At 73.5% G+C, this 24,801-nt stretch carries 19 protein-coding genes; 10 read left to right on the top strand and 9 right to left on the bottom strand.

What is annotated here, in order from left to right; translation table 11 throughout:
* Positions 1-80 precede the first annotated feature (80 nt).
* Positions 81-2,681 (top strand): SpoIIE family protein phosphatase, encoded by a 2,601-nt coding sequence (locus tag QOZ86_RS01955; protein ID WP_284490257.1) that lies wholly within the window; start codon positions 81-83, stop codon positions 2,679-2,681.
* Between the two features lie 90 nt (positions 2,682-2,771).
* On the opposite strand, the gene QOZ86_RS01950 is transcribed toward QOZ86_RS01955, so the two are convergent.
* Positions 2,772-4,451, bottom strand: a complete 1,680-nt coding sequence (locus QOZ86_RS01950; RefSeq protein WP_284490256.1) for a DEAD/DEAH box helicase — start codon at positions 4,449-4,451, stop codon at positions 2,772-2,774.
* 63 nt (positions 4,452-4,514) lie between these two features.
* On the opposite strand from QOZ86_RS01950, the gene QOZ86_RS01945 reads away from it, so the two are divergent.
* Positions 4,515-5,933, top strand: a complete 1,419-nt coding sequence (locus tag QOZ86_RS01945) for an amidase (RefSeq protein ID WP_284490255.1) — start codon at positions 4,515-4,517, stop codon at positions 5,931-5,933.
* A gap of 164 nt (positions 5,934-6,097) precedes the next feature.
* On the opposite strand, the gene QOZ86_RS01940 is transcribed toward QOZ86_RS01945, so the two are convergent.
* From QOZ86_RS01940 to QOZ86_RS01925, 4 genes are all read right to left on the bottom strand, one after another.
* Positions 6,098-7,471 carry a glucose-6-phosphate dehydrogenase gene (locus QOZ86_RS01940; RefSeq protein WP_284490254.1) on the bottom strand — a complete coding sequence of 458 codons (1,374 nt, stop codon included), beginning with the start codon at positions 7,469-7,471 and terminating at the stop codon, positions 6,098-6,100.
* Positions 7,468-9,324, bottom strand: a complete 1,857-nt coding sequence (locus QOZ86_RS01935; protein ID WP_284490253.1) for a glycoside hydrolase family 15 protein — start codon at positions 9,322-9,324, stop codon at positions 7,468-7,470. The genes QOZ86_RS01940 and QOZ86_RS01935 overlap by 4 nt, the downstream gene beginning before the upstream one ends.
* A 196-nt stretch (positions 9,325-9,520) precedes the next feature.
* Positions 9,521-14,542, bottom strand: coding sequence for an NAD-glutamate dehydrogenase (locus tag QOZ86_RS01930; RefSeq protein ID WP_284490252.1), 5,022 nt, complete (start codon positions 14,540-14,542; stop codon positions 9,521-9,523).
* A gap of 60 nt (positions 14,543-14,602) precedes the next feature.
* Positions 14,603-14,974, bottom strand: coding sequence for a phage holin family protein (locus QOZ86_RS01925; RefSeq protein WP_284490251.1), 372 nt, complete (start codon positions 14,972-14,974; stop codon positions 14,603-14,605).
* A gap of 349 nt (positions 14,975-15,323) precedes the next feature.
* Between QOZ86_RS01925 and QOZ86_RS21320 the strand changes: the two genes are divergently transcribed.
* The 4 genes from QOZ86_RS21320 (at position 15,324) to QOZ86_RS01910 (ending at position 18,196) form a co-directional block, all read left to right on the top strand.
* The gene (locus QOZ86_RS21320) at positions 15,324-15,584 is read left to right on the top strand and encodes a peroxiredoxin family protein (protein WP_489433514.1); all 261 of its coding nucleotides are present in this window, start codon (positions 15,324-15,326) and stop codon (positions 15,582-15,584) included.
* Positions 15,585-15,659: 75 nt separating this feature from the next.
* Positions 15,660-16,226, top strand: coding sequence for a TlpA family protein disulfide reductase (locus QOZ86_RS21315; RefSeq protein WP_489433513.1), 567 nt, complete (start codon positions 15,660-15,662; stop codon positions 16,224-16,226).
* A gap of 186 nt (positions 16,227-16,412) precedes the next feature.
* Positions 16,413-16,910, top strand: a complete 498-nt coding sequence (locus QOZ86_RS01915) for a TVP38/TMEM64 family protein (protein WP_284490250.1) — start codon at positions 16,413-16,415, stop codon at positions 16,908-16,910.
* A complete protein-coding gene (locus QOZ86_RS01910; RefSeq protein WP_284490249.1) occupies positions 16,907-18,196 on the top strand; it encodes a PQQ-dependent sugar dehydrogenase in 1,290 nt (429 codons plus the stop codon). Before QOZ86_RS01915 ends, QOZ86_RS01910 begins: the two co-directional genes overlap by 4 nt.
* 69 nt (positions 18,197-18,265) lie before the next feature.
* Here QOZ86_RS01910 and QOZ86_RS01905 read toward each other — a convergent pair whose 3' ends face one another.
* Positions 18,266-19,813, bottom strand: a complete 1,548-nt coding sequence (locus tag QOZ86_RS01905; RefSeq protein ID WP_284490248.1) for a PQQ-dependent sugar dehydrogenase — start codon at positions 19,811-19,813, stop codon at positions 18,266-18,268.
* A gap of 561 nt (positions 19,814-20,374) precedes the next feature.
* Between QOZ86_RS01905 and QOZ86_RS01900 the strand changes: the two genes are divergently transcribed.
* The 4 genes from QOZ86_RS01900 to QOZ86_RS01885 all read left to right on the top strand — a co-directional run bounded on the left by QOZ86_RS01900 (position 20,375) and on the right by QOZ86_RS01885 (position 23,313).
* Entirely contained in the window at positions 20,375-20,602 is a 228-nt protein-coding gene (locus QOZ86_RS01900) for a hypothetical protein (protein WP_284490247.1), read from the top strand.
* Between the two features lie 186 nt (positions 20,603-20,788).
* Entirely contained in the window at positions 20,789-21,265 is a 477-nt protein-coding gene (locus QOZ86_RS01895; RefSeq protein ID WP_284490246.1) for a hypothetical protein, read from the top strand.
* Between the two features lie 54 nt (positions 21,266-21,319).
* A complete protein-coding gene (locus QOZ86_RS01890; RefSeq protein WP_284490245.1) occupies positions 21,320-22,513 on the top strand; it encodes an ATP-binding protein in 1,194 nt (397 codons plus the stop codon).
* Positions 22,514-22,854: 341 nt separating this feature from the next.
* The gene (locus QOZ86_RS01885) at positions 22,855-23,313 is read left to right on the top strand and encodes an ATP-binding protein (protein WP_284490244.1); all 459 of its coding nucleotides are present in this window, start codon (positions 22,855-22,857) and stop codon (positions 23,311-23,313) included.
* Positions 23,314-23,412: 99 nt separating this feature from the next.
* On the opposite strand, the gene QOZ86_RS01880 is transcribed toward QOZ86_RS01885, so the two are convergent.
* The 3 genes from QOZ86_RS01880 to QOZ86_RS01870 are packed head-to-tail and all read right to left on the bottom strand — an operon-like array spanning position 23,413 to position 24,796.
* Positions 23,413-23,907 (bottom strand): hypothetical protein, encoded by a 495-nt coding sequence (locus QOZ86_RS01880; RefSeq protein ID WP_284490243.1) that lies wholly within the window; start codon positions 23,905-23,907, stop codon positions 23,413-23,415.
* On the bottom strand, positions 23,904-24,266 hold the full coding sequence (locus tag QOZ86_RS01875; RefSeq protein WP_284490242.1) for a response regulator: 363 nt from the start codon (positions 24,264-24,266) through the stop codon (positions 23,904-23,906). The genes QOZ86_RS01880 and QOZ86_RS01875 overlap by 4 nt, the downstream gene beginning before the upstream one ends.
* Positions 24,263-24,796 (bottom strand): chemotaxis protein CheX, encoded by a 534-nt coding sequence (locus tag QOZ86_RS01870; protein WP_284490341.1) that lies wholly within the window; start codon positions 24,794-24,796, stop codon positions 24,263-24,265. Before QOZ86_RS01870 ends, QOZ86_RS01875 begins: the two co-directional genes overlap by 4 nt.
* Between the last annotated feature and the right edge of the window lie 5 nt (positions 24,797-24,801).

The following is a 24,801-nucleotide window of genomic DNA, read 5'->3' as shown; positions in this document are numbered from 1 at the left end:
AACTGCGGGGACCACGCGACTCCGACAGACGAGCTGCGCTGGTCCAGGCATCCGGTGACGGCCGGGGCAGAAGGGCTTCGGTGAACGGAACGGACCGCACGGTCGACGTCGGGCGTCGCCTCGGCGACCGCGCGGCGGCCCAGCTGCGCGCTGACCGGAAGCGGGTCGAGGCCGCGCAGCAGCTGCTCCCCCGGACCGACCGGGACGGGCTGCACCGGCTCGCCGCGCTGGCCGCCCGCCTGCTGGGCACCTCGGGCAGCCAGGTCTCGCTCCTGAGTGACGTGCAGCTGGTGGCCGCCGGCACCGGGGAGGCGGCGGTCGGCTGCACCGGGCCGCTCGAGGAGTCCCTCTGCACGGTGACGGCGGCGCTCCCGGCCGGCGATGCGCTGGTCGTGACCGACGCCCGCTGCGACGAGCGCGTCAAGGACCTACCGCCGGTGCGGAACCGGGTGGTGGGGTCCTACCTGGGCACCGCGCTGACCGATGCGGCGGGGCGGCCGGTCGGCGCGCTGTGCGTGTTCGACCCCGAGCCGCGGCCCTGGGCGCCGTCCGAGGTGGCGCTGCTGCAGCAGCTCGCCGCCTCGGTGGTGACCGAGCTGGAGCTGTCGGCGCTGCTGCGCCGGTACGAGGACGACCGGGTGCGCTGGGAGCTGGCCACCGAGGCCGGTGGGGTCGGCACGTTCGACTGGGACCTGACCAGCCGGAAGCTGATCTGGGACGAGCAGCTGATCACGATGTTCGGCTACGACGTCGAGGGCTTCGACCAGACGATCGAGGCCTTCAACGAGCGGCTGCACCCCGACGACCGGGCGTGGGTGGGGGAGGCCCTGCAGCACGCCATCGAGACGTGCGGCGACCTCGACGTCACCTACCGCGTCGTGCGGCCCGACGGCGAGACGCGGTGGGTGCACGCCCGCGGCCGGGCGCTGCCCGACCACCAGGAGCAGGCGGTCCGGGTGCTCGGCGCCGCCTTCGACATCACCGGTGAGCGCGAGGCCGCCACGCTCGTCACCCGGACGCTCGAGGCGATGCCGGCCGGCTTCTACAGCCTGGACCGGGAGTGGCGGTTCACCCACGTCAACGCCGAGGCCGAGCGGCTGCTGCAGGCGGCCCGCGACGAACTGCTGGGCCACGTGCTCTGGGAGGCCTTCCCCGCCGCGGTGAACAGCGTCTTCGAGGAGAGCTACCGCGAGGCGGTGCGCACCGGCCAGCCGGTCTCGTTCGACGCCTACTACCCGCCGCCGCTGGACGGCTGGTACGAGCTGAGCGCCTGGCCCAGCCCCGACGGCCTGTCGGTCTACTTCCTCGAGGTCACCGAGCGGCGCCGCATGGAGGAGCAGGCGGAACGGTCCGCCCAGCGGCTGGCGCTGCTGGCCACCATCAGCGCCGACCTCGCGGGTGGCCTCGACCAGCAGGTCGCGATGGCGCACCTGCCCGAGCTCGTCGTCCCCGCGCTGGCCGACTTCTGCATCGTCACCGTGGTCGACCCCGAGGGCCGTCCGCACGACGTCGGGTGCTGGCACCGCGATCCGGAGATGCGGCCGGTGCTGGAGCGCTACAGCCAGGTCCGCCTGGATGCCATGCCGGCCGGCTCCCCCGCGGCCAAATCCCTGCGCACCGGCCAGCAGAACCGCACCCCCGGCCCAGCCGTGCTCGACCTGATGGCCCCGGGCGAGGCACGCGACCTGCTCGCCCGACTGGCGCCGCGGGAGGCGGCCATCCTCCCGATGCGCGGCCGCAACCGCACGCTCGGTCTGCTGACCATGTACTACGGCCAGGACACCCCGCTGCTGGCCGACAACGTGGCGACCGCGCAGGAGGTGGCCGACCGGGCAGGCCTGGCGCTGGACAACAGCCGGCTCTACAGCACGCAGCAGCAGCTCGCCGAGGGGCTGCAGCGCAGCCTGCTCACCGAGCCGCCCGAGCCCGACCATGCCCAGATCGCGGTGCGGTACCTGCCGGCTGCCGAGGCGGCCCGCGTGGGCGGCGACTGGTACGACGCATTCATGCAGCCCGGCGGGGCGACCATGCTCGTGATCGGCGACGTCGTCGGCCACGACACCGAGGCCGCGGCCGCCATGGGCCAGCTGCGCGGGCTGCTGCGCGGGGTCGCCACCTACAGCGACGCCGGGCCGATGGAGGTGCTGCGGGGGCTGGACGCCTCGATGACCACGCTGCAGATCCCGACGCTGGCGACCGCGGCCGTAGCCCGGTTCGAGCAGACCCCCGACGAGCACCGGCGCGGCGTCACCCGCATGCGCTGGGCCAACGCCGGGCACCTGCCGCCGCTGGTGATCGAGCCCGGCGGCACCGTGGCGGAGCCGACCGATCGGACCGGCGACCTGCTCCTCGGGGTCGATGCCGGGGTCGTCCGCCGGGAATGGGTGGTCACCCTCCAGCGCGGCTCGACGGTGCTGCTCTACACCGACGGCCTCGTCGAGCGCCGCGACTCCGACCTCGATGCGGGCATCCTGCGACTGCGGGAGGCGCTGGTCGAGCTGGCCGGCCTGCCGCTCGAGGACCTGCTGGACGAGCTGCTGGAACGGCTGGTGCACGGCCGGCCCGAGGACGACGTCGCGCTGGTCGCCGTCCGGCTGCACCCGCAGGACCGGCCCCGCCCGGCCGAGGCGGGGCCGCGCCGCGTGCCGCCCACCGTGCCGCCCGAGCCGTTCCCTGGCTGAATCGGGGACCGGCCCACGCAGGCATAGGAAGCTTTGCCTACGGAATCGGCGGCACATCCATCTGCATAGCTTCCTATGCCTGGGGCCCGATCAGGCGCGGTCGCGCCGGATCTGGGCCTTGCGGCCCTTGATCATGGTGGCGCGCAGCGCCTGCACGACCTCGTCGGCCGCCGACTCGGGCACCTCGACCAGCGCGAACCGCTGGTGGATCTCGATCGACCCGACGTCCCGGCCGGTCAGGCCGGTCTCGCCGGTGATGGCGCCGACCAGGTCCCCCGGCCGGATCCCGGCGTCCCGTCCCACCCCGACGAACAGGCGGGTGGCGGCGCCGCCCGCGGATCGCGCCCGAGCCGGCGGCCTGCGGTCGCCGCCCCGGCCGGCCGGCGCCCGGCCGCCGTCCCGCTCGGGGCGGAAGGAGACCTGCGGGATCTCCTCGTCGTCGTCGACCGGCCCCGCCGCCTCGTGCGCCAGCTTCACCGCCGCCAGCGCGACCTCCACGAGGTCGAACTCGTCGGTGAGCGTCTCGACGACCACCCGGAAGCGGTCGAGGTCGTCGGTGAGGAGGCTTTCCCGGAGCGCACCCCGGGTGAGGTCGAGCCGGCGGGCCCGCAGGTCGGCGACCGTGGGCACCTTCTCCACGGTGATCGGCGCGCCGGCGACCCGCTCGATCGTTTTGAGCATCCGGTGCTCGCGCGGCTCGGCCAGCGTGATCGCCACGCCCTCCCGCCCGGCGCGGCCGACCCGGCCGATCCGGTGCACGTAGGACTCCGGAGCGGACGGGACGTCGTAGTTCACGACGTGGGTGAGCTGCTCGATGTCCAGCCCGCGCGCGGCGACGTCGGTGGCCACCAGCAGGTCCGCCGTCCCGCCGCGCAGCCGGCCCATCACGCGGTCGCGCTGCTCCTGGCTCATCCCGCCGTGCAGCGCCTCGGCCCGGTAGCCGCGGCCGTTGAGCGTCTCGGTCAGCGAGTCGACCTCCTCGCGGGTGCGGCAGAAGACGATCGCCGCGGTCGGCGCCTCGACGTCGAGGATGCGGCCCAGCGCGGCCGGCTTGGCGCTCCGGGGCACGACGTAGGCGGTCTGCCGGATGCGCGGGGCCTCCCCCGGCTGCGCGGTCTCCCGGGCGATCGTGATGCGGACCGGGTCGGCGAGGTGCCGGCGGGCCAGGGCGTCGAGCCTGCGGGGCATCGTGGCGGAGAACAGCACGGTCTGCCGCTGCTCGGGGGTCTCGTCGAGGATCGCCTCGAGGTCCTCGGCGAAGCCCATGTCGAGCATCTCGTCGGCCTCGTCCAGCACCACGGTGGCGATCTCGCCCAGGTGCAGCGCGCCCCGGTTGAGCAGGTCCAGCGCCCGGCCAGGTGTGGCGACGACGACGTCGACCCCCGACTCCAGCGAGCGCAGCTGCCGCACGATCGGGGCACCGCCGTAGACGGGGAGCACCCGGGCGCCCAGGTCGCGGCCGTAGCGGTGCAGCGCCTCCGACACCTGGACGGCGAGCTCGCGGGTGGGCACGAGCACCAGCGCCACCGGCGGCCGCTCGGTGCGGTGCGCGGTCATCCGCTGCAGCACCGGCAGCGAGAAGGCCGCCGTCTTGCCGGTGCCGGTGGCGGCCTGGCCCAGCAGGTCGCGCCCCTCGGCCAGCGGCGGGATCGCCTCCTGCTGGATCGGCGTGGGCTCCTCGTAGCCGAGGGTGGTCAGGGCCTGCAGTAGCTCCGGACGCAGTCCGAGGCCCTCGAAGGTCGCATGTCCGGTGGCTCGTTCGTCGGTCATCGCCGCCCATCGTTCCCCGGATGCCGCGGCCGCGCGCACCCGGTCGTCTGGCACGCTGCCGGGATGACCGCCGACGACGATCTCTGCACCCGCCCGGCGACCGAGCTGGCCGCCCTGGTGCGCGACCGCCAGGTGTCGGCGCGGGAGCTGCTCGACGCGCACCTGGCCCGTATCGAGCGGCTGGACCCGCAGGTGAACGCCGTCGTGACCCTCGACGCCGAGGGCGCGCGGGCGGCCGCCGACGCGGCGGACGCCGCCCAGGCCGCCGGGGAGCCGCTGCGCCCGCTGCACGGCCTACCGGTGGCGCACAAGGACACCCACGCCACCGGCGGCATGCGGACGACGTGGGGCTCGCCGCTGCACGCCGACACGGTGCCGCTGCGCGACGAGCTGGTGGTGGCACGCATGGCGGCGGCCGGGGCGATCCGGGTGGGAAAGACCAACGTGCCCGAGTTCGCGGCCGGCTCGCACACGTTCAACACCCTGTTCGGCGCCACCCACAACCCCTACCGGCACGGGTTGTCGGCGGGTGGCTCGTCCGGCGGGGGCGCGGCCGCGCTGGCCGCCGGCTTCGTGCCGCTGGCCGACGGCAGCGACATGGGCGGGTCGCTGCGCAACCCGGCCGCCTTCTGCAACGTCGTGGGGCTGCGGCCGACGCCGGGCCGGGTGCCGACCTGGCCGGCGCCGATGGGCTGGTCGCAGCTGTCGGTGCAGGGTCCGATGGGGCGGACGGTCGCCGACGTCGCGCTGCAGCTCTCCGTCCTCGCCGGCCCGGACGGCCGGGTGCCGATCGCGCTGGACGACGACCCGGCCGGGTTCGCCGCCCCCCTGCCCGAACGGCTCGACGGCCTGCGGGTCGCGTGGGCGCCCGACCTCGGCGGCCGTGTCACCGTGGACCCGGCGATCGTCTCCGTGCTCGCCGCCTCGGTCCCGGTGTTCGAGGACCTCGGCGCCACCGTCGAGGACGACTGCCCCGACCTGTCCGGCGCCGACGAGGTGTTCGGGACGCTGCGGGCGTGGCTGTTCGACGCGTCGTTCAGCGACCTGGCCCGCCGCCATCCGGAGAAGGTCAAGGAGTCGATCCGCTGGAACGCCGAGCTGGGCGCGAAGCTCAGGGGCTCCGACCTCGCCCGCGCGGAGCAGCTGCACACGGCGCTGTACGAGCGGATCGTCGCCTTCTTCGACCGCTACGACGTGCTGCTGGCCCCGACGACGCAGGTGCTGCCCTTCCCGGTGGAGATCGAGTACCCGACCGAGATCGCCGGCATCCAGCAGGACAACTACCTGGAGTGGATGCGCTCCTGCACCGTGGTCTCGGCGACCGGCTGCCCGGCGCTGTCGGTGCCCGGTGGGTTCACCCCCGGCGGGCTGCCGGTGGGCCTGCAGGTCATCGGGCCGCCGCGCGCCGACCGGCGGGTGCTCGAGATCGGGCACGCCTTCGAGCAGGCCACCGGCTTCGGCCGCCGTCGCCCTGCCCTCTGACCGGCTCTAGGGCTCTCTAGCTCGTACGCTAGAAGGTCGCAGACATGGTCATTGCCGGTGTAGCCGGTGGGCCGGGAGAAGCCGAGTGCGACGACGTGGTGGCCATCGCGGGCTGATCGCCACCAGTTCGTCGCACTCGCGGCCGAGGGCGCCCCAGCAGACCCTCAGCCGGTCGCCGGGCCGTCGGAGCCGGCGGGGTACTCCAGCAGCGGCACCTCGTCGGCCGCCCAGGCGGCGAGGATCGGTTCCACGATGCGCCAGGACTCCTCCGCCTCGACGTCGCTGATCGACAGCGCCGCCTCCCCGGCGAGCAGCTCGTTCAGCAGCAGGCCGTAGGCCGACAGCCGGGTGGGCGGGAGGTCCACCTCCAGCGACCGGCGCTCCAGGTCGAACGGGTCCCCGGCGCCGTTGAGGTTGACCTCCAGGCTGATCCCGTCCGGAAGCAGACGCAGCCGCAGCAGGTCCGGCTCGGGGCCGCCGCCGTCCTGGCTGCCCCGGTCGAACGCCAGGTGCGGCACCGGCTTGAACCGCAGCACGATCTCGTGCCGGTCGGCACCCAGCGCCTTGCCCGAGCGCAGCCGGAAGGGCACCCCCGCCCACCGCCAGTTGTCGATCTCCACGGTGTACTCGGCGTAGGTCTCGGTGCCGCGGTCGGGCTCGACGCCGGCCTCGGCCGTGTAGTCGGGCAGTTCCCGGCCCCCGACGGTCCCCGCCGTGTAGCGGGCGCGCACCGTGTCGCGTCGCATGTCGCTCGGCGGGCGGACGGCGCGCAGGACGTCGGCCTTGCGCGCGGCCAGGCTGCGGGCGTCCAGCGCGGCCGGCGGCTCCATCGCCACCACGGCCAGCATCTGCAGCAGGTGGTTCTGCAGCATGTCCCGCAGCGCGCCGGCGGTGTCGTAGTAGCCGGCGCGGCCCTCCAGCCCGAGCGTCTCGTCGAACACGATGTCCACCCGCTCGACGTGCTGGGCGTTCCACACCGGCTCGAACATCCGGTTGGCGAACCGCAGACCGAGGATGTTGAGCACCGTCTGCATCGCCAGGAAGTGGTCGGTCCGGAAGACCGACTCCTCGGGCACCAGCCGGTGCAGGACCTCGTTGAGCTTCCGGGCGTCGGCCAGGTTCCGGCCGAACGGCTTCTCGACGGCGACGACGGCGCCCTCGGGCAGCCCCACCTCGGCCAGCGCCTCCAGGGTGGGCAGGAAGACCGTGTTCGGCAGCGCCAGGTAGACCACCGGCACGCCGCCCGCCCGGTCCAGGCCGGCCCGGAGGTCGGCGGGGATGGTGACGTCGCCGTGCCGGTACCCCAGCCACCCCACCAGCCGGTCCCGCGACTTCTCCGGCACGTGCCCGGCGTGCTCGGTGAGCCGCGCGCGGGCCCACTCCCGGTACTGGTCGTCGGACCAGTCCTCCTGGCTCACCGCGAGGACGGCGACCGGCTCGTCCAGGACGCCGGCGTCGACGAGCTCGGCCAGGCCGGGCAGGAGCAGCCGGCCGGTGAGGTCGCCGGTGCCGCCGAGGATCAGGAAGGACCGGTTCATCGGGCGTTCCCCTCCCGGCCGGCGAGTGCCCGGCCGAGGCTCCAGCCGCTGGTGATCACGCCCACGTGGCTGAACGCCTGCGGGAAGTTGCCCAGGAACGCCCCGGTCGACGGGTCGATCTCCTCGGCGAGCAGGCCGAGCTCGGTGGCCCGCCCGCACAGCGAGTCGTACAGCTCCACCGCCTCGTCCAGCCGGCCCTGACCGGTGAGGTTGTCGACCAGCCAGAAGCTGCAGAGCAGGAAGGCGCCCTCCCCGCCGGCCAGCCCGTCGGGGGACTCGGTGTGCAGGTACCGGTAGAGCAGGCCGTCCCCGGCGTCGAGGTGCCGGCGCACCGCCTCGGTGGTCGCCACCATCCGCGGGTCGTCGGCGGCGATCAGCCGGCGCAGCGGCAGGGTGAGCAGCGAGCCGTCCAGCCCGCCGTGGCCGGTCTCGCCCGGCGGCGTGAGGTGCTCGGTGAACGTGCCGCGCTCCGGGTCCCAGGACCGCTCCAGCAGCGTGCTGCGGATGAGCTCCGCCTCCCGTCGCCACCGCTCCTCCGGGAACGGCAGCCCGCAGAGTTCCCCGATCCGGATCGCCCGGTCGACGGCGACGTGGCACATCCCGACCGAGTAGGTGAACGGGCGGCCGGCGTCGCGGATCTCCCAGATGCCGTTGTCCGGGGTCCGCCACTGCCTGATGGCCTCCTCGGTGAGCTCCTGCAGCGCCCGCCACAGCGGCGGCTCGAGCACCCCTCCGCTGCGCACCCACTGGTAGGCGACGTCCAGCAGCTCGCCGTAGACGTCGTTCTGGATCTGGCGGGCCGCGCCGTTGCCCCACCGGACCGGCCCGGAGCCGCGGTACCCGGACAGCGCCAGATCGGTCCACTCCATCCCAGGGCGCTTCCCGTCGAGCGTGTAGCAGATGCTCGCGCGGTCGTCCCGCTCGACGTTGCGCAGCGTCCAGGCCAGGAAGGCGTTGGACTCGTCCTGCATCCCGATCCGCCGCAGCGCGTAGCTGGAGAAGGCGGCGTCCCGCACCCAGGTGAACCGGTAGTCCCAGTTGCGGCTGCCGCCGATCTCCTCCGGCAGGGACGACGTCGCCGCCGCCATGATCGCCCCGGTCGGGACGTGGTCGAGCAGCTTGAGGGTGAGCGCCGACCGGCGGACCAGGTCGCTCTGCGGGCCGCTGTACTGCAGGCGCCCGGCCCACTCCCGCCACGCGGCCGCGGTCTGGTCGATGAGCACCTCGGGCTCGGTGCCGATCCGCGTGTGGGTCTGGCCGGACCACTGCAGGGCCACGGTCAGCCGCTCGCCGTCCTCGAGCCGCACCCGGCCGCGGATGGCGCCGTCGCCGGCGACGGTCACCGGGTGGGAGCAGGAGAAGAGGATCTCCAGACCGGGCTCGGCGGCCCACTGGATCCGCCAGGCACCGAGCTCCGGGCGCACGAGGACGCCGTCCATGGGCACCAGCCGGACGTCGACCTCCACCGCGCCGCCGACCGCGCGCGCCAGCCGCAGCAGCTCCCCGCGGCCCGGCGGCACCGGTTCGGAGAGATCGGCGCCCTTGCGCAGGGTGAGGCAGTCGGTCAGCTCGAGCCGGCCGTCGGGGCCCTGCAGCTCGGTCACCAGGATCCCGGTGTCGGGCAGGTAGCGCTGGGCCGACTCGCGCAGCCCCACGGGGGTGACGTCCAGACTGCCGCCACGGTCGGCGTCGAGGATGCCGGCGAGGAAGGGCCGGCTGTCGAAGTTCGGCAGGCACAGCCAGGGGATGCTGCCGTCGCGGGCCACCAGCGCGCAGGTGACCCCGTCGCCGATCAGACCGTGGTCCTCGATCGGCAGGTAACCGTCGGTTCGGGAGAGCGGGCGCAGCGGCACGGGAGATCCTCGCGTAGGGAGCAGGGGCGTTCTGCGGACGTGCCCGCCAGGCCCGTGCCGAACCATGACCGTCCGTTGACGTCCGGCGCGCCCGCCGTCCCGTGCCGAGCGCGACGAACTGGTGGCGATCACGGCCTGATGACCACGACGTCGTCCCAATCGGTGCGGGAGACGCGCCGAGCCGGCGAGCCGCGCGCTACTTCTCCCCGGGCCGGGGCAGCCGGCGGGCCTGGCGGCGCTTGCGCAGCCCGCGCAGGGTGCGGACGGCGACGAGCAGCTCGGCGAGCTCCTGCCGGTCCCCCGCCGTGATGTCTGCCAGCTGCGCCGCGGCCCGGCGCTGCGCGGCATCCCAGCCCACCTCCCACCGGGCCACGAGGTCGCCGGGCGCCTCCGGCTCGGGCGTGCGCAGGCTCAGCACGTCCTCGGTGAGGGAGGACTGCTCCATGGCCAGGTCGTCGCGCAGCGAGGCCCGCGCCATCGACGGCCACCGGCGGTCGCGCGGCAGGGCGGTCACCAGCTCGCGCAGGGCCACCAGCCCCAGCCGCTCGGCCAGCCGCTGCATGACCTGCCCGACCAGCGCCACGGGCGCCCCGGTGCGCTCGGCGACGACGGCGAGGTCGAGCGCCGCCGGCAGCAGCGGCGCGGCCGCCACCTGCGCGGCCAGCTCCGGAGGGAGACCGGCCTCCTCCAGCCGCGCCGCCCGCGCCGCGTACCCCTCCGCCTCGCTGCCCAGGAGCCAGCCGGGCAGACCGGCCTGCACCTCGCCCACCGACGCGGCGAACCGGTTCGTCACCTCCGCCAGCGGGAGCGGGACCTCGGCGGTGAGGTCGGGCTGGCGGAGCAGCCAGCGGGTGGCCCGCTCGGCCAGCCGCGTCGCCTCGGTGCGCACCTGGACCTGCGCCGCGGCCGCCACCCGGTTGTCCAGCGGCCGGACGGCGTCCCACATCCGGTCGACGCCGAACACCGAGCGGGCGACGGCGTGCGCGCGCACCACCGTGGGGAGCGGCACCCCGGTCTCCTCGACCAGCCGGAACAGCCCGGTCACCCCCGCCACGTTGACCGCCCGGTTGGTCAGCGCGGTCCCGATGATCTCCCGGCGCAGCGGATGGCCGGCCACGGCGGCCGGGAACCGCTCCCGCAGCGGAGCCGGGAAGTACTCGGCCAGGAGTTCCTCGAGCGCCGGGTCGTCGGGCAGCGGGGAGGCCAGCACCGCGTCCCCGGTCTGCAGCTTGGCGTAGGCGAGCAGCACGGAGAGCTCCGGGCTGGTCAGGGCCTGCCCGTCGCGGCGCCGCTCGGCCAGTCCGCGGTCGTCGGGAAGCGCCTCGACCGCGCGGTTGAGCCGGCCGGACCGCTCCAGCGTCCGGATGAACCGCTCGTGGGAGTCCAGCAGGCTGCGCGCCGACGACGTCTCCGCGGCCAGGGTGGCGTTCTGCGCGTGGTTGTCGGTGAGGACGGCGGCGGCGACGTCGTCGCCCATCTCCCCCAGCAGCGCCGCCCGGTCCCCGGCGTCGATGCGGCCCTCGTCGACGACGCGGTTGAGCGCGATCTTGATGTTGACCTCGTGGTCGGAGGTGTCCACGCCGGCGGAGTTGTCGATCGCGTCGCTGTTCACCCGGCCGCCGGTGAGCGCGTACTCCACCCGGCCGCGCTGGGTCAGGCCGAGGTTGCCGCCCTCACCGACGATCCGGACCCGCAACCGGCCGCCGTCCACCCGGACGGCGTCGTTGGCCTTGTCCCCCACCTCCAGGTGGCTCTCGGTCGCCGCCTTCACGTAGGTGCCGATGCCGCCGTTGAACAGCAGGTCGACCGGTGCGAGCAGCACCGCCCGGATCAGCTCGACCGGGGTCAGCGCGGACACGTCCCCGGGCAGGCCGAGGGCCACGCGCATCTGCTCCGACACCGGGATCGACTTGGCGGTGCGCGGCCAGATCCCGCCGCCCTGGCTGATCAGCGCGCGGTCGTAGTCGTCCCAGGAGGAGCGCGGCAGGTCGAACAGCCGGCGGCGCTCGGCGAAGGACGTCGCCGCATCGGGCGTGGGGTCGACGAAGACGTGCCGGTGGTCGAAGGCGGCCACGAGCCGGATGTGCTCCGACAGCAGCATGCCGTTGCCGAACACGTCGCCGGACATGTCGCCGACGCCGACGACGGTGAAGTCATCGCGCTGGACGTCGAGGTGGAGCTCGCGGAAGTGGCGGGTCACCGACTCCCAGGCGCCGCGGGCGGTGATGCCCATCGCCTTGTGGTCGTAGCCCACCGAGCCGCCGGAGGCGAACGCGTCGCCCAGCCAGTACCCGCGCTCGAGCGCCACCGAGTTGGCCAGGTCGGAGAAGGTCGCCGTCCCCTTGTCGGCGGCGACGACCAGGTAGCTGTCGTCGCCGTCGTGCCGGACGACCTTCTCCGGCGGGACGACCGCGCCGTCCAGGAGGTTGTCGGTGAGCGACAGCAGCGCGCCGATGAACAGCTGGTAGCAGGCCTGCCCCTCGGCGAGCACCTCCTCGCGGGAGGCTGCACCACCGTCAGGTCCTGACGGCGGGTTCTTGACCACGAACCCGCCCTTGGCGCCGGTCGGCACGATGACGGTGTTCTTCACCATCTGCGCCTTGACCAGGCCCAGCACCTCGGTGCGCAGGTCCTCGCGACGGTCGGACCAGCGCAGTCCGCCGCGGGCCACCTTGCCGAAGCGCAGGTGCACACCCATCACCCGCGGCGAGCTCACCCACACCTCGTGCGCCGGCCGGGGTTCGGGCAGGTCGGGCACCTCGGCCGGGTCGAGCTTGAGCGCCAGGGGGCCACCGGCGTAGTACGTGGTCCGCTGGGTGGCGGTGATCGCGGCCAGCAGCGAGCTGAGCACCCGGTCGGCATCGAGGGAGGCGACCTCCCCGATGGAGGTACGCAGGGCCTCGACCAGCTCGGCCTGCCGGGCCTCCCGCCCCCGCACGCGGCCGGGGGAGAACCGGGTCTCGAACAGCGCCACCATCCGGGTCACCACGCCGGGGTGCGCGGCCAGCGTGGCCTCGACGTAGGCCTGGCTGAACGGCAGCCCCGCCTGGCGCAGCCACTGCACGTAGGCGCGCAGGACGCTGACCTGCCGCCAGTTGAGCCCGGCCAGCAGAACCAGCGCGCCGAGGCCGTCGTCCTCGGCCTGGCCGCGCCACACCGCGCTGACCGCCTCGGTGAACCGCTCCGGCAGGGACCGGAGCAACGGCAGATCGACCGGGGGCACGGCGACGCCGAAGTCGTAGATCCAGGTGGGCGGCGCACCGATCCGGTCGATCTCGTACGGCCGCTCGTCGACGACGTCGACGCCCATGTGCTGCAGCACGGGCAGGATCTGCGACAGCAGCAGCCGCTCACCGACCCGGTACACCGACAGCCGCCGCTCCCCGGGGGCGGCACCGGCCGGCGTCCACAACCGCAGCCCCAGGTCGCCGTGGGGCAGCGTCTCCAGGCGGGCCAGGTCCTCCACGGCCCGGGCGGCGGGGAAGTCCTCCTGGTACGCGGCCGGGAAGGCGTCGGCGACGCGGGCGAAGACCTTCTCGGCGTCCGGCCCGTACCGCGCGGCCAGGGCGTCGGACAGGTCGTCGGTCCAGCTGCGGGCGGCGGCCGCCAGCTCGGCCTGCAACCCCTCGACGTCGACGTCGGCAGGTGGCGTGTCACCCGCGCCCGTGCGGCGCACCGGCAGCCGGACGACGAAGTGCAGCCGGGCCAGCACCGATTCGGTGGAACGCGCCGTGAACTCGACGCCGGAGCCGCCCAGCCGCTCGAGCAGCAGCTGCTGCATCGCCAGCCGTACCACGGTCGTGTACCGGTCGCGCGGCAGGTAGACCAGCGCCGACCAGAAGCGACCGGTCGGGTCCTGCCGCAGGAACAGCCGGGTCTGCCGCCGCTCCTGCATGTGCAGCACGGCCATCGCCACCGGCAGCAACCGGTCCGCCCCGACCTGCATCAGCTCGTCGCGGGGATAGGTCTCCAGGACGTCGAGCAGCTGCTTGCCGGTGTGGCTGTCGGCGGGGACACCGGAGCGGCGGATCACCTCGCCGACGCGGCGGCGCACGAGCGGCACGTCGAGCACGCTGGTCCCGTACGCGGTGGACGGGAAGAGCCCGACGAACCGGCGCCGCCGGGTCACGCCGTGGCTGTGCGGCAGGGTGACGGCGACCAGGTCCAGCCACGCCCGCCGGTGCACCGACGAGCGGGTGTCGGCCTTCGTGACGGTCAGCCGGTGGCGCCCGGTGACCCCGGGCGCCTCGGGTGGGGCGGTCGCCGAGCGGGCCACGTCGGTGTCGCTGCGGAGCACCCCGAGTCCCGTCCCGGGTACCGGCCGGGCGACGGCCCCATCCGGATCCTCGGTGATCTCGACGTCGCGGCCGCCGAGGAGGACGAAGTTGCCGTCGGCCAGCCAGCGCAGCAGGGCCGCGGCCTCGGCCGGGTCGTCTGCCGGGTCGTCGGCCGGCCCGGACCGATCCCCGTCTCCGGCGGCGAGGTCATCGAGCTCGGCGGCCAGGTCGACCATGCGCGCGCGCATCCGGTCGCCGTCCTCGTGGACCGCGCGCACGTCGTCGAGGACGGTGCGCAGCCCGGTCACCAGGTCGCCGGCCGCCTCCGCGTCGAGCGGACCGTCGAGCACGACGGCCATCCAGGACTCGGCGGCGGCACCGTCGCCGCAGGCAGCGGCGTCCAGGCTGTCGCACAGTGCGGTGATCCTCCCGCGCAGGTCGCGGCGGACGACGAGCAGCGGGTGGACGACGTGCTCCAGCCGGAACCCCTGCCGCACCACCTCGGCGGTGACCGAGTCGACCAGGTACGGCATGTCGTCGGTGACCAGCCGGATCACCGTCCGGGCGGCCGCGTGCTCCCGCGGCACGGCCTGGACGTCGACGACCGCCGAACCGGGCAGGCGCACCGCCGCGAGGGAGAGGTGCCCGAGGGCGAGCGCGGCCAGGTCCGCCGGGTCGGTGGCGAGCACTTCCTCGGCGGGCTCGCTCCAGTAGTAGCGGCGGAAGAATGCCGGCAGCTCCTCGGCGCTGCACCCCTGGGGCAGCACGGCCGGCCCGCGCTCGGCGTCGGCCACGGCCGCCTGAGCCGCCCTCCGCAGCAGCTGCGCCTTCTCGTCCCGGCCGGCCTCGAGGGCGGCGAGTCCGGTGAGGGAGCCGCCCGCGGAACCGCCGTCCCGGTCGCCTGCGGGGGCGCCGGGGAGAACACCGGTGTCACTCACCATGCCAGGCCACGCTAGTGCTCCCCGAGATCCTCGTCACGGCGGGGCGGACCGGGGCCTTCTTCAGTGGTCGAGCAGCTGGTCGGCCACCCAGCCGACGACGGCGAAGATGAGGCCACCGAGCACGGCGGTGCCGAACCCGTCGATGCTGAGGCGCTCGGTGAGGGCCGCGGTGAGCGCGAACAGCGCCGCGTTGATGACCAGCAGGAACAGGCCCAGGGTGAGGAGCAGGAACGGCAGCGACAGCAGTCGCAGCACCGGGCCGACGACGGCGTTGACCACGCCGAAGATCAGCCCGATCCACAGGTAGCTGCCGTACTCCCCCAGCGGGCCACCCGGGTCGGTCAGGACCTGCAGCCCCGGAAGCACGTCGAAGTAGGTCAGCACGTAGAACGCCGCCGCGAAGACGACGACCTTGAGGAGGAACTTGATCACGGCGGCGACGCTAGCGGCGCGGCGGCGCCGACTGGGGGATCTCGCCGGGTCTATCCCGATCTAGCGTCGGAGCTAGAGATCGACAGATCCCCCTCGAGTCCGCACGCCCGGCTCCGCGACGGCGGTCATCCGCGTCCCCTCGGCCGGATGGGTGGAGCGAGCGCCGGCCGCGTGAACTCCGGCCGGGAGCAAGGGCGGCAGGCAGTACGTCGACGCCATCGGCGACGCCGCTCGCTGGAGCGGGCACGATCGACGCCTCGGCGGAGCCGCCCATGTGCGGGTTTAGCGGCGCCCGCGACCGAGCAGGTCAGGCACCGGCGACAGAGTGCCCCCGACGGAGGAGACAGCGATGACGGACAGCAGGCGGGACTCGACGTCCCTGGGTGCAGGGAGCCCAGCCGGCAGCGCAGCGCAGCTGGCGGAGTACAACTACGAGCACTTCCGGCCCAAGCACCTGCTCGCCGACATGTGGCGGTCGGTGAAGGGCGACGGAGTGCGACCGGGGAGCGAGGCCCCCGACTTCGAGCTGCGGTCGACCGAGGGCGACCCCGTGCGGCTGAGCTCGCTGCGTGGCCGCCCGGTGTTCCTCCACTTCGGCAGCGGAACTTAGCCGGTCACCACGGGTGCAGTTGCGCCTGTCAAGAAGCTCTACGACCGGTACGGCGACCGGATCCAGTTCCTCGACGTGATCATCCGTCAGGCTCACCCCGGCGAGAAGCGCGGCCGGTACCTCAGCTACGAGGAGAAGGTCGCCTCCGCGCAGGAGTACCAGCAGCTCGAGGGCATCACCTGGCCCGTGCTGGTCGACGACTACGAGGGAACGGTGCATCGCGCGTACACCCAGGAGATGGCCGACCCGTCGGTCCTGATCGATGCCGAGGGCCGGGTCGCGTTCTACAACATGTGGACGCACGCCCCGTCACTGAAGCGCGCCTTCGACGAGCTGCTGTCCCAGGGTGGCGTCGGAGCCCCGGTGGCCGGAGGGATCGACCGGGTGCCCCACATGTTCGCGTCCTTCGTCGACGGCATCCGGGGACCACAGCGCGGGGGGAAGCGTGCGGTGCGCGAATACGACACCGCAGGTTTCGGGGCCGCCACGCTGAGCCTGGCCGGCAACAAGGCCAAGCCGGTGCTGGGGCCGCTCGCCCTGCGCGCGGAGCCGCTGCCGGCCGCTGCCAAGATCGGGCTCGGCCTCCTGGCCCTCTCCTTCCTTGCCGTCGCCACTCGGCGGTCGAGCGACCGGCGACGCTGAGCTTGGAGTCGCCAGAGGGTCTGCCGTAGGCGGCGATGCGTCGATACTGGGCGGTGGTCACCGGGTTGCTGACGCTGTTCACGGTGCTGTTCGTCCTCGTGGAGGCGCTGGGCATCCCGCTGTTGACCGATCCTCGTCCGTGGCGCGGAGGCCGTTCCGGCGGCGGCGGTCGGTGTCGGTCTGCTGGTGGTCGATGTCGTGCTCCCGGTGCCCTCGAGCCTGGTGATGATCGCGCACGGTGCGGTGTTCGGCCCGCTCGTCGGGACGGTGCTGTCGATCGCAGGGAGCCTCGGCGCCGCCCTGGTCGGTTTCGCTCTCGGTCGTCGCGGCGGGGCCGGGCTCGATCGGCTGGTCCCGGCCGAACAGCGTCGCCGGGCGGATGCACTGCTCGACAGATGGGGCGTTCTCGCCATCGTGGTGACCCGGCCGGTTCCGCTGCTCGCCGAGACGACGGTCATCCTCGCCGGGATGAGCCGGCTGGGCTGGGGGCGCAGTGCACTGGCCGCGATGGTCGGGAGCCTCCCGGCGGCGCTGCTGTACGCGCTGGCAGGCTCGGTCGTGGCCGAGTGGGCGGACCCTGTGGTCGTGTTCGCGCTCGTGCTGCTCCTGGCCGGAGCGACCTGGGCGGTTGCGACCCTGATCGAACGACGAGGCACACGACGTAATACCGAAGGAGTCGCGTGACGACCACCGAGCGGGACGGCTGGGAGCTCGTCGGCGACGGCTGGCACTTCCCGACCAGCATCGCTCTCGGCGAGGGCGGAGTGCTCTATCTCGCCGAGTCCGGTCTGCCGTTCGCCGGCGCGCCCCCTGGCGGCCGGGTGTGGCGCGTCGATCCGACCGGTTCCCGCACACTGCTGGCCGAGGACCTGCGCGCCCCGGTCAACGGCCTGACGCTGCACGCCGGCGGGCTCTACGTGTCCGAAGGTGGGCACCCCGGCCGGATCACCCGACTAGGCCTGGACGGCACGCGCACGACCGTGCTCGACGACCTGCCCGGCCCCGGCAACTACCACACCAACATGGCGGTGATCGGGCCGGACGACAAGCTCTACTTCAGCCAGGGGGCGCTGACCAACCTGGGCATCGTCGGGCTCGACGCCTACGCGATCGGCTGGCTGCGCCGGCTGCCGCACGGCCACGACCTCCCCGGCTACCCGGTCACCCTCGCCGGGGTGAACGTCACCACCGCCGACCCGACGAGCAGCGACCCCCACGCGCGAGCCACGACGGGTGGGTTCAGCCCCTTCGCGACGGAGTCACAGCACCGGCAGCGGGTGCCGGCCGGGTTGCCCGCGACTGCAGCAGTGATGCGGTGCGACCTGGACGGCAGCAATCTCGAGCTCGTCGCCTGGGGGTTGCGCAACGCCTACGGCCTGGGATTCCTGCCCGACGGCCGGCTGCTCGCGGTCGACCAGGGCGCCGACGACCGCGGCAGTCGCGCCGTCGGCCAGGCCCCGGACCTGCTGTTCGACGTGCACCCGGGCCGCTGGTACGGCTGGCCGGACTTCATCGGCGGCATCCCCGTCACCGATGAGCGATTTCTGCCCGAGCGCGGCGAGCCGCCGACGATGCTGCTGATCGACCACGACCAGCTGCCGCCACCCGAGGAGCCGCTGCTGCAGTTCCCGCCGCACGTCGCAGCCGTCAAGTTCGACGTCGTCCCCGAGGCAGGCGAGCACGCCGGGGATCTGTACGTCGCACTGTTCGGCGACGAGGTCCCCATGACGGCGCCCAGCGGTCCGCGCGTGGGCCGCAGCATCGCGAGGGTCGACACGTCCGCGTGGACGCTGCACCCGCTGGCCCCGGGGCCGGTCCGCCGGCCCATCGACGTGCGCATCGACGCCGCCGAAGGGTGGGTGTACGTGCTCGACTTCGGCCAGTTCGAGATGGTCGACACCGGCGTCGAGGCCGATGCAAGCAGCGGGGCGTTGTGGCGGTTCCCCCTGCCGACAACCACCCGCAGCTGAACGCCGACGATCGCGCAGGGGGCCGGCGACGCCGATCGGCGAGCGATCAGCTCCATGCGTCGCAACAGGTCAACGGCGGCGCCGGCGCCACGCGGTGACACCGCCGACGACGCCGGCAACCGCACCGGCGGCACCGAGGGCGGCCTTGATCGCGTAGGACGGGACGACGGTGGCCGGCGGCGGTTGCCGCCCCGCCAGTCCGTCCGTCCGGCGGATGCGCCAGAGCGCACCGGTGTTCTCCCAGACCCGGATGCCGCCCTTCTCGGGCGCGATGGAGACCTCGCCGAAGTCGACGACGTACAGGTTGCCGTCGGGCCCGAACTGGCAGTGCGACGGCCGCTCCATGCCCGCGTGCGGGAGCCGGGACGCCGGGCCGTTGATCTTGTTGACGGCGAAGTCCACGACCTCCCGGGTCGCCATGTCCACCCGGACGACCTTGAATCCGGACGGCGTGGTCAGCCGGGCGGTGACCGGCGTCAGGTCGCCGAACAGCGCGACGAAGGCGTCGCCCTCGAACCCGAACGATGTGTCGCGACTGAAGTCCACACCGTTGGGGCCCGAGTGCTGTGCGAAGCTGACGAACGGTTTCGGTGGGTTCGGATCCGGGTGCTCGGCGAGCACGGGCTCCCGTCCGCGGCCGCGGTCGGGCCCGCCCCAGTACGGATCGTCCAGCCGGATGCCGGAGGCGAAATCGGGCCAGCCGTACCACGCGCCTTCGGTGATCTCGTAGAAGTCCTCGAGGTCACCGATGATGTGCCGGTTGTTGCGCTCGTCGATGCCGTGCTCGGTCGCGAAGAGGCGTCCGTCCGGGGTGAAGGCGATGCCGTAGGGGTTGCGCAGCCCCCAGGCGACCAGTTCGAGGTCGCTGCCGTCGGGGTTGCAGCGCAGGACCGACCCGTTGCAACGGACGTTGCCCTCGATGACCTGACCGGGTGTCGTCTCGGTGCCGAAGGGCACGTATGCCCCGGTCCTGACCGTGGTCGCCGGATTGCCGATGACGTCGGGCATCTCGTAGTTCCGCCCGGTCAGCACGACGTCCTGGCCGGGGACGTCGTGCTCCTGAGGAAAGTGGCGCAGCCACTCGTAGGCGTAGTTGTCCGCGCCCACGACGGCGGTGTTGGTGTGCGTCCCCTGCCCGAAGTAGATCTTCCCGTCCGGCCCGACGACCGGGTAGTTGCTCTGGTGGTCGCCCTTGCCCGGCAGGTCGGTGACCAGGTCCTCCAGCCCCTTGTCCGGGGTGATCCGCGACAGCGTGTCGGTGTTCATCAGGTACAGGTGGCCGTCGTGCCAGCAGGCGCCGGTCACCGCGCCGGTGATGTTCCACCTGTCTCCGGGCAGGTCGAAGAACACCTCCCACTCCCCGGTGCGCACGTCGACCTTGAGCACGCGCGGCTTGGCCTCGATCTTGTGCCCGCACTCGATGACGTAGCAGTTGCCCTGGTCGTCGAAGCAGCAGTGGACGGGCTCGTTGAAGCCCTTCGCGACGAGCTCGACGGTGTAGCCCTCCGGGACCAGGACGTGGTCGGGCCGGTACCGGCGGGGCCGCCACCTGTGGAGGTGCGTGCGCAGGGTCAGCGGCAACAACGGGGCGTACTGCGCCCCGAGGACCGTGTCCATCATCGGAGCATGGCGGAGCCGCCTGAGGACCCCGGTGACGGACGCCCCTACTCCCCCGGCGCCTCCCTGCTCCAGGTGTTCCGGCTGGTGATCCACGTCGGGTCCTCTCTGAGACGGGCGCATCCCGTCCGCAGCAGCACGGTCAGCGGGCCGGATCCGGCCACCCGCACAGTCTCGATCACACCGGCGTGGCTCGCCATGCATGGCCTCGACCCGGCCTGGGAAGGGACCCTCGGCGTTCGACGCTTCCGCGCGCACGATCCTGGACGGGTAGGTCGGCTCGATCCTGGTGCCTTCTTCCACCATCGACCCCGTCGCCGCAGCTCTCGCCGCGCTGGTCGCCGCCCAGTTGATGGAGGCGCTGGCCTGTCTGCAGCGGGCACTCCGGTTCCCGGTGCGGCAGGACATCTTCGACGAGGGCGGATCGATCCTGCGGGCACCCCGTCGGTGGCGCCGCGCGGCCGGCTGGGCCGGACACGGGGCGCTCGCGGTCGGGATCGTCCTGCTGTACGCGACGTTCTCCGCTGCTGTCGCGCACAACGAGCACCTGGCGTGGTGGGGATGTTCGCCGGAGCGGTGCACGGCCTGCTCGGCGGCGTCGTGGTCGGCGCATTCGCCGACCTGCACCCGAGGATGCCGGACGACGTCCCTGCCCCCGGCGTCTTCTACCGGCACTACGGCCGCCGGGACGTCGTCACGTTCCTCGTCGGGCACCTGTGGTTCGGCCTTGTCGCGGGCACCGTGTACGCGTTCCTGCACGCTGACCTGGGCTTGGACGCCGCAATCTGAGGCGTAAGACCACCCGCGGGTGGGGGAGTGCTGCAGCGTCGTCAGCGGGGCGTCGTCCCGACAAGGGATGACGGCATCCTGGGCCGATCCAGCGTCCCGGCCAGAGAGCGCCAGATGGCGGTCGACGCGTCCCCCGGACGGGTGATCGGGGCCCCCGGGCGGGCCCTCCCCTCGCAGGATGGCCCGGTGCACCGCTCCGACGCGTACCTGCGGCTGCGCCCGCCGGCTTGGGCACGGGCGTGGCTGGTCGTGTTCCCCCTGCTGCTCGCGGGGCTGTTCCTGAGCCCGCTGCCTCTCCGCGGGGACGAGGACGCCGTCGTGCCGCAGGTCCTCGTGGTGGGCGCGTCCGCGGCCCTGGCGGCGCGCATGCTCGTCATGGGCGCCACCGGGACGCCCGACGGCCGGCTCGTCGTCCGCAACCAGCTGACCACCCGGACGTTCTCCCGCGAGCAGATCGCCGAGGTGGTGGTGGATCGGGTCGGCGGCTTCGGCCGAGGCTGGGCCGCGTGGCTCCGGCTGCACGACGGCTCCCGGCACCACCTCGACGTGACCCGCGTGCCCTTCCGCGCGTTCTTCGGCGCGTGGCTCGAGCGCGACGCGGAGGCGGTTCGCGCGTGGGTCGCCGCCCGGCCGGGAGCAGCGCTTCCGCCCGACACGCGCTAGGTCGTTCTACCGATCTCTATCCGGAGCGCTAGAGATGCTCATACGGTGGTCGACATGGACCCGGTGCGGAATCCCTACGCCCCCGGCGCCGGGCAGCGCCCGCCCGAGCTGGCCGGCCGCGACGCCGAGCTGTCGGCCTTCGACGTCGTCCTGGAACGCATCGCGCGCGGCCGCCCCGAGCGCTCGCTGGTGCTCACCGGGCTGCGCGGCGTCGGCAAGACCGTGCTGCTGAATCAGCTCCGCTCGGCGGCGATCGCGCGCGGCTGGGGCACCGGCAAGATCGAGGCACGGCCCGAGCAGTCGCTGCGCCGCCCGGTCTCCTCCGCCCTGCACATGGCCCTGCGCGAGCTGGGGCCCCGGCACGGGGACCAGGAGTCGGTGGCCGAGGTGCTCGGTGTGGTCAAGGCGTTCGCGCAGCGGGTGAACGCGGCCGAGGCGAAGGTCCGTGACCGCTGGCAGCCCGGCATCGACGTCCCCGCCGCGAGCGGTCGGGCCGACTCCGGCGACATGGAGATCGATCTGGTCGAGCTGCTCACCGACGCCGCCGGGGTGGCCGCCGACATCGGCAGCGGGATCGCGTTGTTCATCGACGAGATGCAGGACATCCAGCCCGACGACGTCTCGGCCATCTGCGCCGCCTGCCACGAGCTCTCCCAGCAGGGCGCGCCGCTGATCGTCGTCGGCGCGGGACTCCCCCACCTGCCGGCCGTGCTGTCGGCGTCGAAGAGCTACTCCGAACGGCTCTTCCGCTACCTGCGCATCGACCGGCTCGACCGGCAGGCCGCCGACCGGGCCCTCCTGGCCCCGGCCGAACGCGAGGACGTCACCTTCGAGCCCGACGCCCTGGACGCGCTCTACGACGCCGCCGACGGTTATCCCTACTTCGTCCAGGCCTACGGCAAGGTCACCTGGGACGTCGCCGCCGCTTCGCCCATCACGGCCGCGGACGTCGCGATGGCCGCGCCGGTCGCCGAGGCCGAGCTCGCCGTGGGCTTCTTCGGTTCGCGGTACGACCGCGCCACCCCCGCCGAGCGCGAGTACATGCACGCGATGGCCGAGCTGGGCGGTTCGGTCGGGTCCGCTGTGCTCACTTCGGAGGTCGCCGTCTCGCTGGGGCGCAAGCCGGCTTCGCTCTCCCCTGCCCGCGACGCGCTGATCAAGAAGGGCCTGGTCTACTCGGCCGAGCGCGGCCAGATCGCCTTCACCGTGCCGCACTTCGGCCGCTACCTGCTGCGCCACCCCGACTAGTCAGCCGGGGGCCGGTCCTGCGCACCCCCGGCGCGGGCGGCCGTGTCCATCGCCTCCCGGTGGCCTTCGCGATCCAGCGGCCGGAGCCTGAGCCCAGCGGTCAGCGGTCAGCGGTCAGCGGTCAGCGGGGCACTGCACCGTGGGCCCAGCGACGGCGCCGTGCCGTCCCGCCCACGGGGTGCGCGCCTGTCGACAACCCGACGTGCCAGCTTGACGGATCCCTCGCGTGAAATCAATGCCCCGACTGTGGCCATCTGCGGAACCGGACACAGTCGGGGTTGACACCGGTCGGACCGGGGCACCACTGGGGCCGGTCGTACAGCGGACTCGAGGGGGAGAGCATGGGGCGACTCGCGTGGCCGCTGCGCCCGCTGCCCGACGGGCGTGGCGAGATCTGGCGGTGGCGACTCGGTGCACTGGCCGAGCTGCCCCCCGCTCGCGCCTCCCTCCGCAGCCATCTGGGGCGCCTCGGCATCCCGGGCGACCCGGACGACGAGTGCAGCGAACAGCTGGTGCTCGCGTTCGACGAACTCGCCTCCAACGCCCTGCGCCACGGTGAGTCGCCGGTGGTGGCCACCGTCGTGGCCGGCAGCGGCGGCTGGCTGCTCGACGTGAGCGACCGCGCTCCGGGAACCATGCCGGCCCCCGTCGTCGACCGGGATCCCGCCCAGGGCGGGATGGGGCTGCAGCTGGTGGCCCGCCTCTCGGTGGCGCACGGCTGGTACGTCGACGAGGACTGCAAGCACGTCTGGGCGTGCCTGCCCACCAACAGCGACGAGCAGACCCTGGCGATCGCCTGATGGGCCCCGGTCCCGGCCCCGGAGTGCACCTCGGACCACGCCAGGCCCAGGACCGGATCGGTCCTGGGCCTGGCGTGGTTCACCGGTCGGCGGTCAGCCTCACGGGATGACGAAGGAGAGCGCTCCCTTGCCGTAGGTGGGCACCTCGATGGCGAGGTCGACCCGGTTGAAGGCGGCGAGCATGCCCTCGATGTCACCGGGCAGGTCCCCGCCGGCCGCGTACAGCTTGTGCAGCTTGGAGTGCGGGGCGCCCGCGGTGTTGAACAGCGCGGAGAGCACGTTCACCACCTCGTGCAGCGCCTCGACCTGCATGCCGGTCAGCTCGCCGTCCTCCTCGACGGCGTCCTGGGCGCCGCCGGGCGGCAGCAGGGCCAAGGCGGAGCCGGTGTAGGCCGACGCCCCCAGGTCCATCACGCACAGGGCGTTGACGTTCATGTGCGGGTCGACGTAGACCGCCACGGACACCGGCTTGTCCGGCGTCGGGGTCACCGGGGCCCCCGGCGAGACGCTGACCGGCTTGCCGACCAGGCCGGTCAGCATGTCGCGGACGTCCTTGGCGGCGGGCAACTGCACGACGCCGGTGGGGGCGGTCATGCGATCACCCCGTCCAGGTGCTCCCGGAAGGTGTCATCGGTGAACGGCTTGGCGATGAGGAACAGGGCGCCGGCGTTGGCGGCCTTCTCGCGCATCTCCGGGGAGCCCTCCGACGTGACGAACCCGAAGGGCACGCTGGAACCGGAGGAGCGCAGGGCCTCCAGGCACTCGATGCCGGTCATGTTCGGCATGTTCCAGTCCGACAGGACCAGGTCCGGCTTCTCGGAGCCGACTTTGGCCAGCGCGTCGGCGCCGTCCTCGGCCTCGACGATGTCGTGGTCGTCGTACCCGGCCTGGCGCAGGGTGCGGATGACGATCTGCCGCATGACACGGCTGTCGTCGGCGATCAGGATCTTCACAGGGGCACCTCGTTCTCGCGCGTGGGGGAGGGAACCGGCAGCGGCGGCAGGGCGCCCTGCACGGAGATGGAGACCGGTTCGCCGCGCCACACCACGTCGACGCGACAGACGTCGACGGGGTTGCGGACGACCGGGGCGTTCCCGACCTGGGGCAGGCTCAGGCCGGACGGGCCGGGCAGCGCGGCCTTGACGTTGCCGCCGACGACGTTGGCGATCTCGCCGAAGGCGTCCTCGACGTCCTCGTGCTCGAGCACCTCGGGAGCGGCCTCGCGCAGCAGGGCGCGGGACAGCTCCTCGGCGGTGCCGCGGCCGGTGGTGAGGACGACGCTGCCGGTCCAGGGGCCGACGATGTCCACCCAGCTGGACACGATGTCCACCGGGGGCTCGCCGGGGATGGGGACGAGGATCTCGTCCTCGCCGACGAGCGCGATCCACGCCTCCTCGGCGATCGACAGGACCGTGGCCCCGTCGATCAGGTCGGTGATGACCGGGCGGACGTCGCTGCTGCGGCGACGCTCCCCGGTATCCATCGTGG

Origin of the sequence: Blastococcus capsensis (assembly GCF_030165005.1) — a bacterium.
Classification (GTDB): Bacteria; Actinomycetota; Actinomycetes; order Mycobacteriales; family Geodermatophilaceae; genus Blastococcus; species Blastococcus capsensis.
Note: the sequence above shows the minus strand (reverse complement) of the source record. Positions and strands in the feature narration are given on the sequence as shown.

What these genes read in the sequence shown, in the direction of transcription:
- QOZ86_RS01870 (WP_284490341.1), bottom strand. Translation starts at nt 24,796, where the DNA reads ATGGATACCGGGGAGCGTCGCCGCAGCAGCGACGTCCGCCCGGTCATC.
- QOZ86_RS01885 (WP_284490244.1), top strand. Translation starts at nt 22,855, where the DNA reads ATGGGGCGACTCGCGTGGCCGCTGCGCCCGCTGCCCGACGGGCGTGGC.
- QOZ86_RS01950 (WP_284490256.1), bottom strand. Translation starts at nt 4,451, where the DNA reads ATGACCGACGAACGAGCCACCGGACATGCGACCTTCGAGGGCCTCGGA.
- QOZ86_RS01880 (WP_284490243.1), bottom strand. Translation starts at nt 23,907, where the DNA reads ATGACCGCCCCCACCGGCGTCGTGCAGTTGCCCGCCGCCAAGGACGTC.
- QOZ86_RS01945 (WP_284490255.1), top strand. Translation starts at nt 4,515, where the DNA reads ATGACCGCCGACGACGATCTCTGCACCCGCCCGGCGACCGAGCTGGCC.
- QOZ86_RS01890 (WP_284490245.1), top strand. Translation starts at nt 21,320, where the DNA reads ATGGACCCGGTGCGGAATCCCTACGCCCCCGGCGCCGGGCAGCGCCCG.
- QOZ86_RS01930 (WP_284490252.1), bottom strand. Translation starts at nt 14,542, where the DNA reads ATGGTGAGTGACACCGGTGTTCTCCCCGGCGCCCCCGCAGGCGACCGG.
- QOZ86_RS21320 (WP_489433514.1), top strand. Translation starts at nt 15,324, where the DNA reads ATGACGGACAGCAGGCGGGACTCGACGTCCCTGGGTGCAGGGAGCCCA.
- QOZ86_RS01905 (WP_284490248.1), bottom strand. Translation starts at nt 19,813, where the DNA reads ATGGACACGGTCCTCGGGGCGCAGTACGCCCCGTTGTTGCCGCTGACC.
- QOZ86_RS01900 (WP_284490247.1), top strand. Translation starts at nt 20,375, where the DNA reads ATGTTCGCCGGAGCGGTGCACGGCCTGCTCGGCGGCGTCGTGGTCGGC.
- QOZ86_RS01940 (WP_284490254.1), bottom strand. Translation starts at nt 7,471, where the DNA reads ATGAACCGGTCCTTCCTGATCCTCGGCGGCACCGGCGACCTCACCGGC.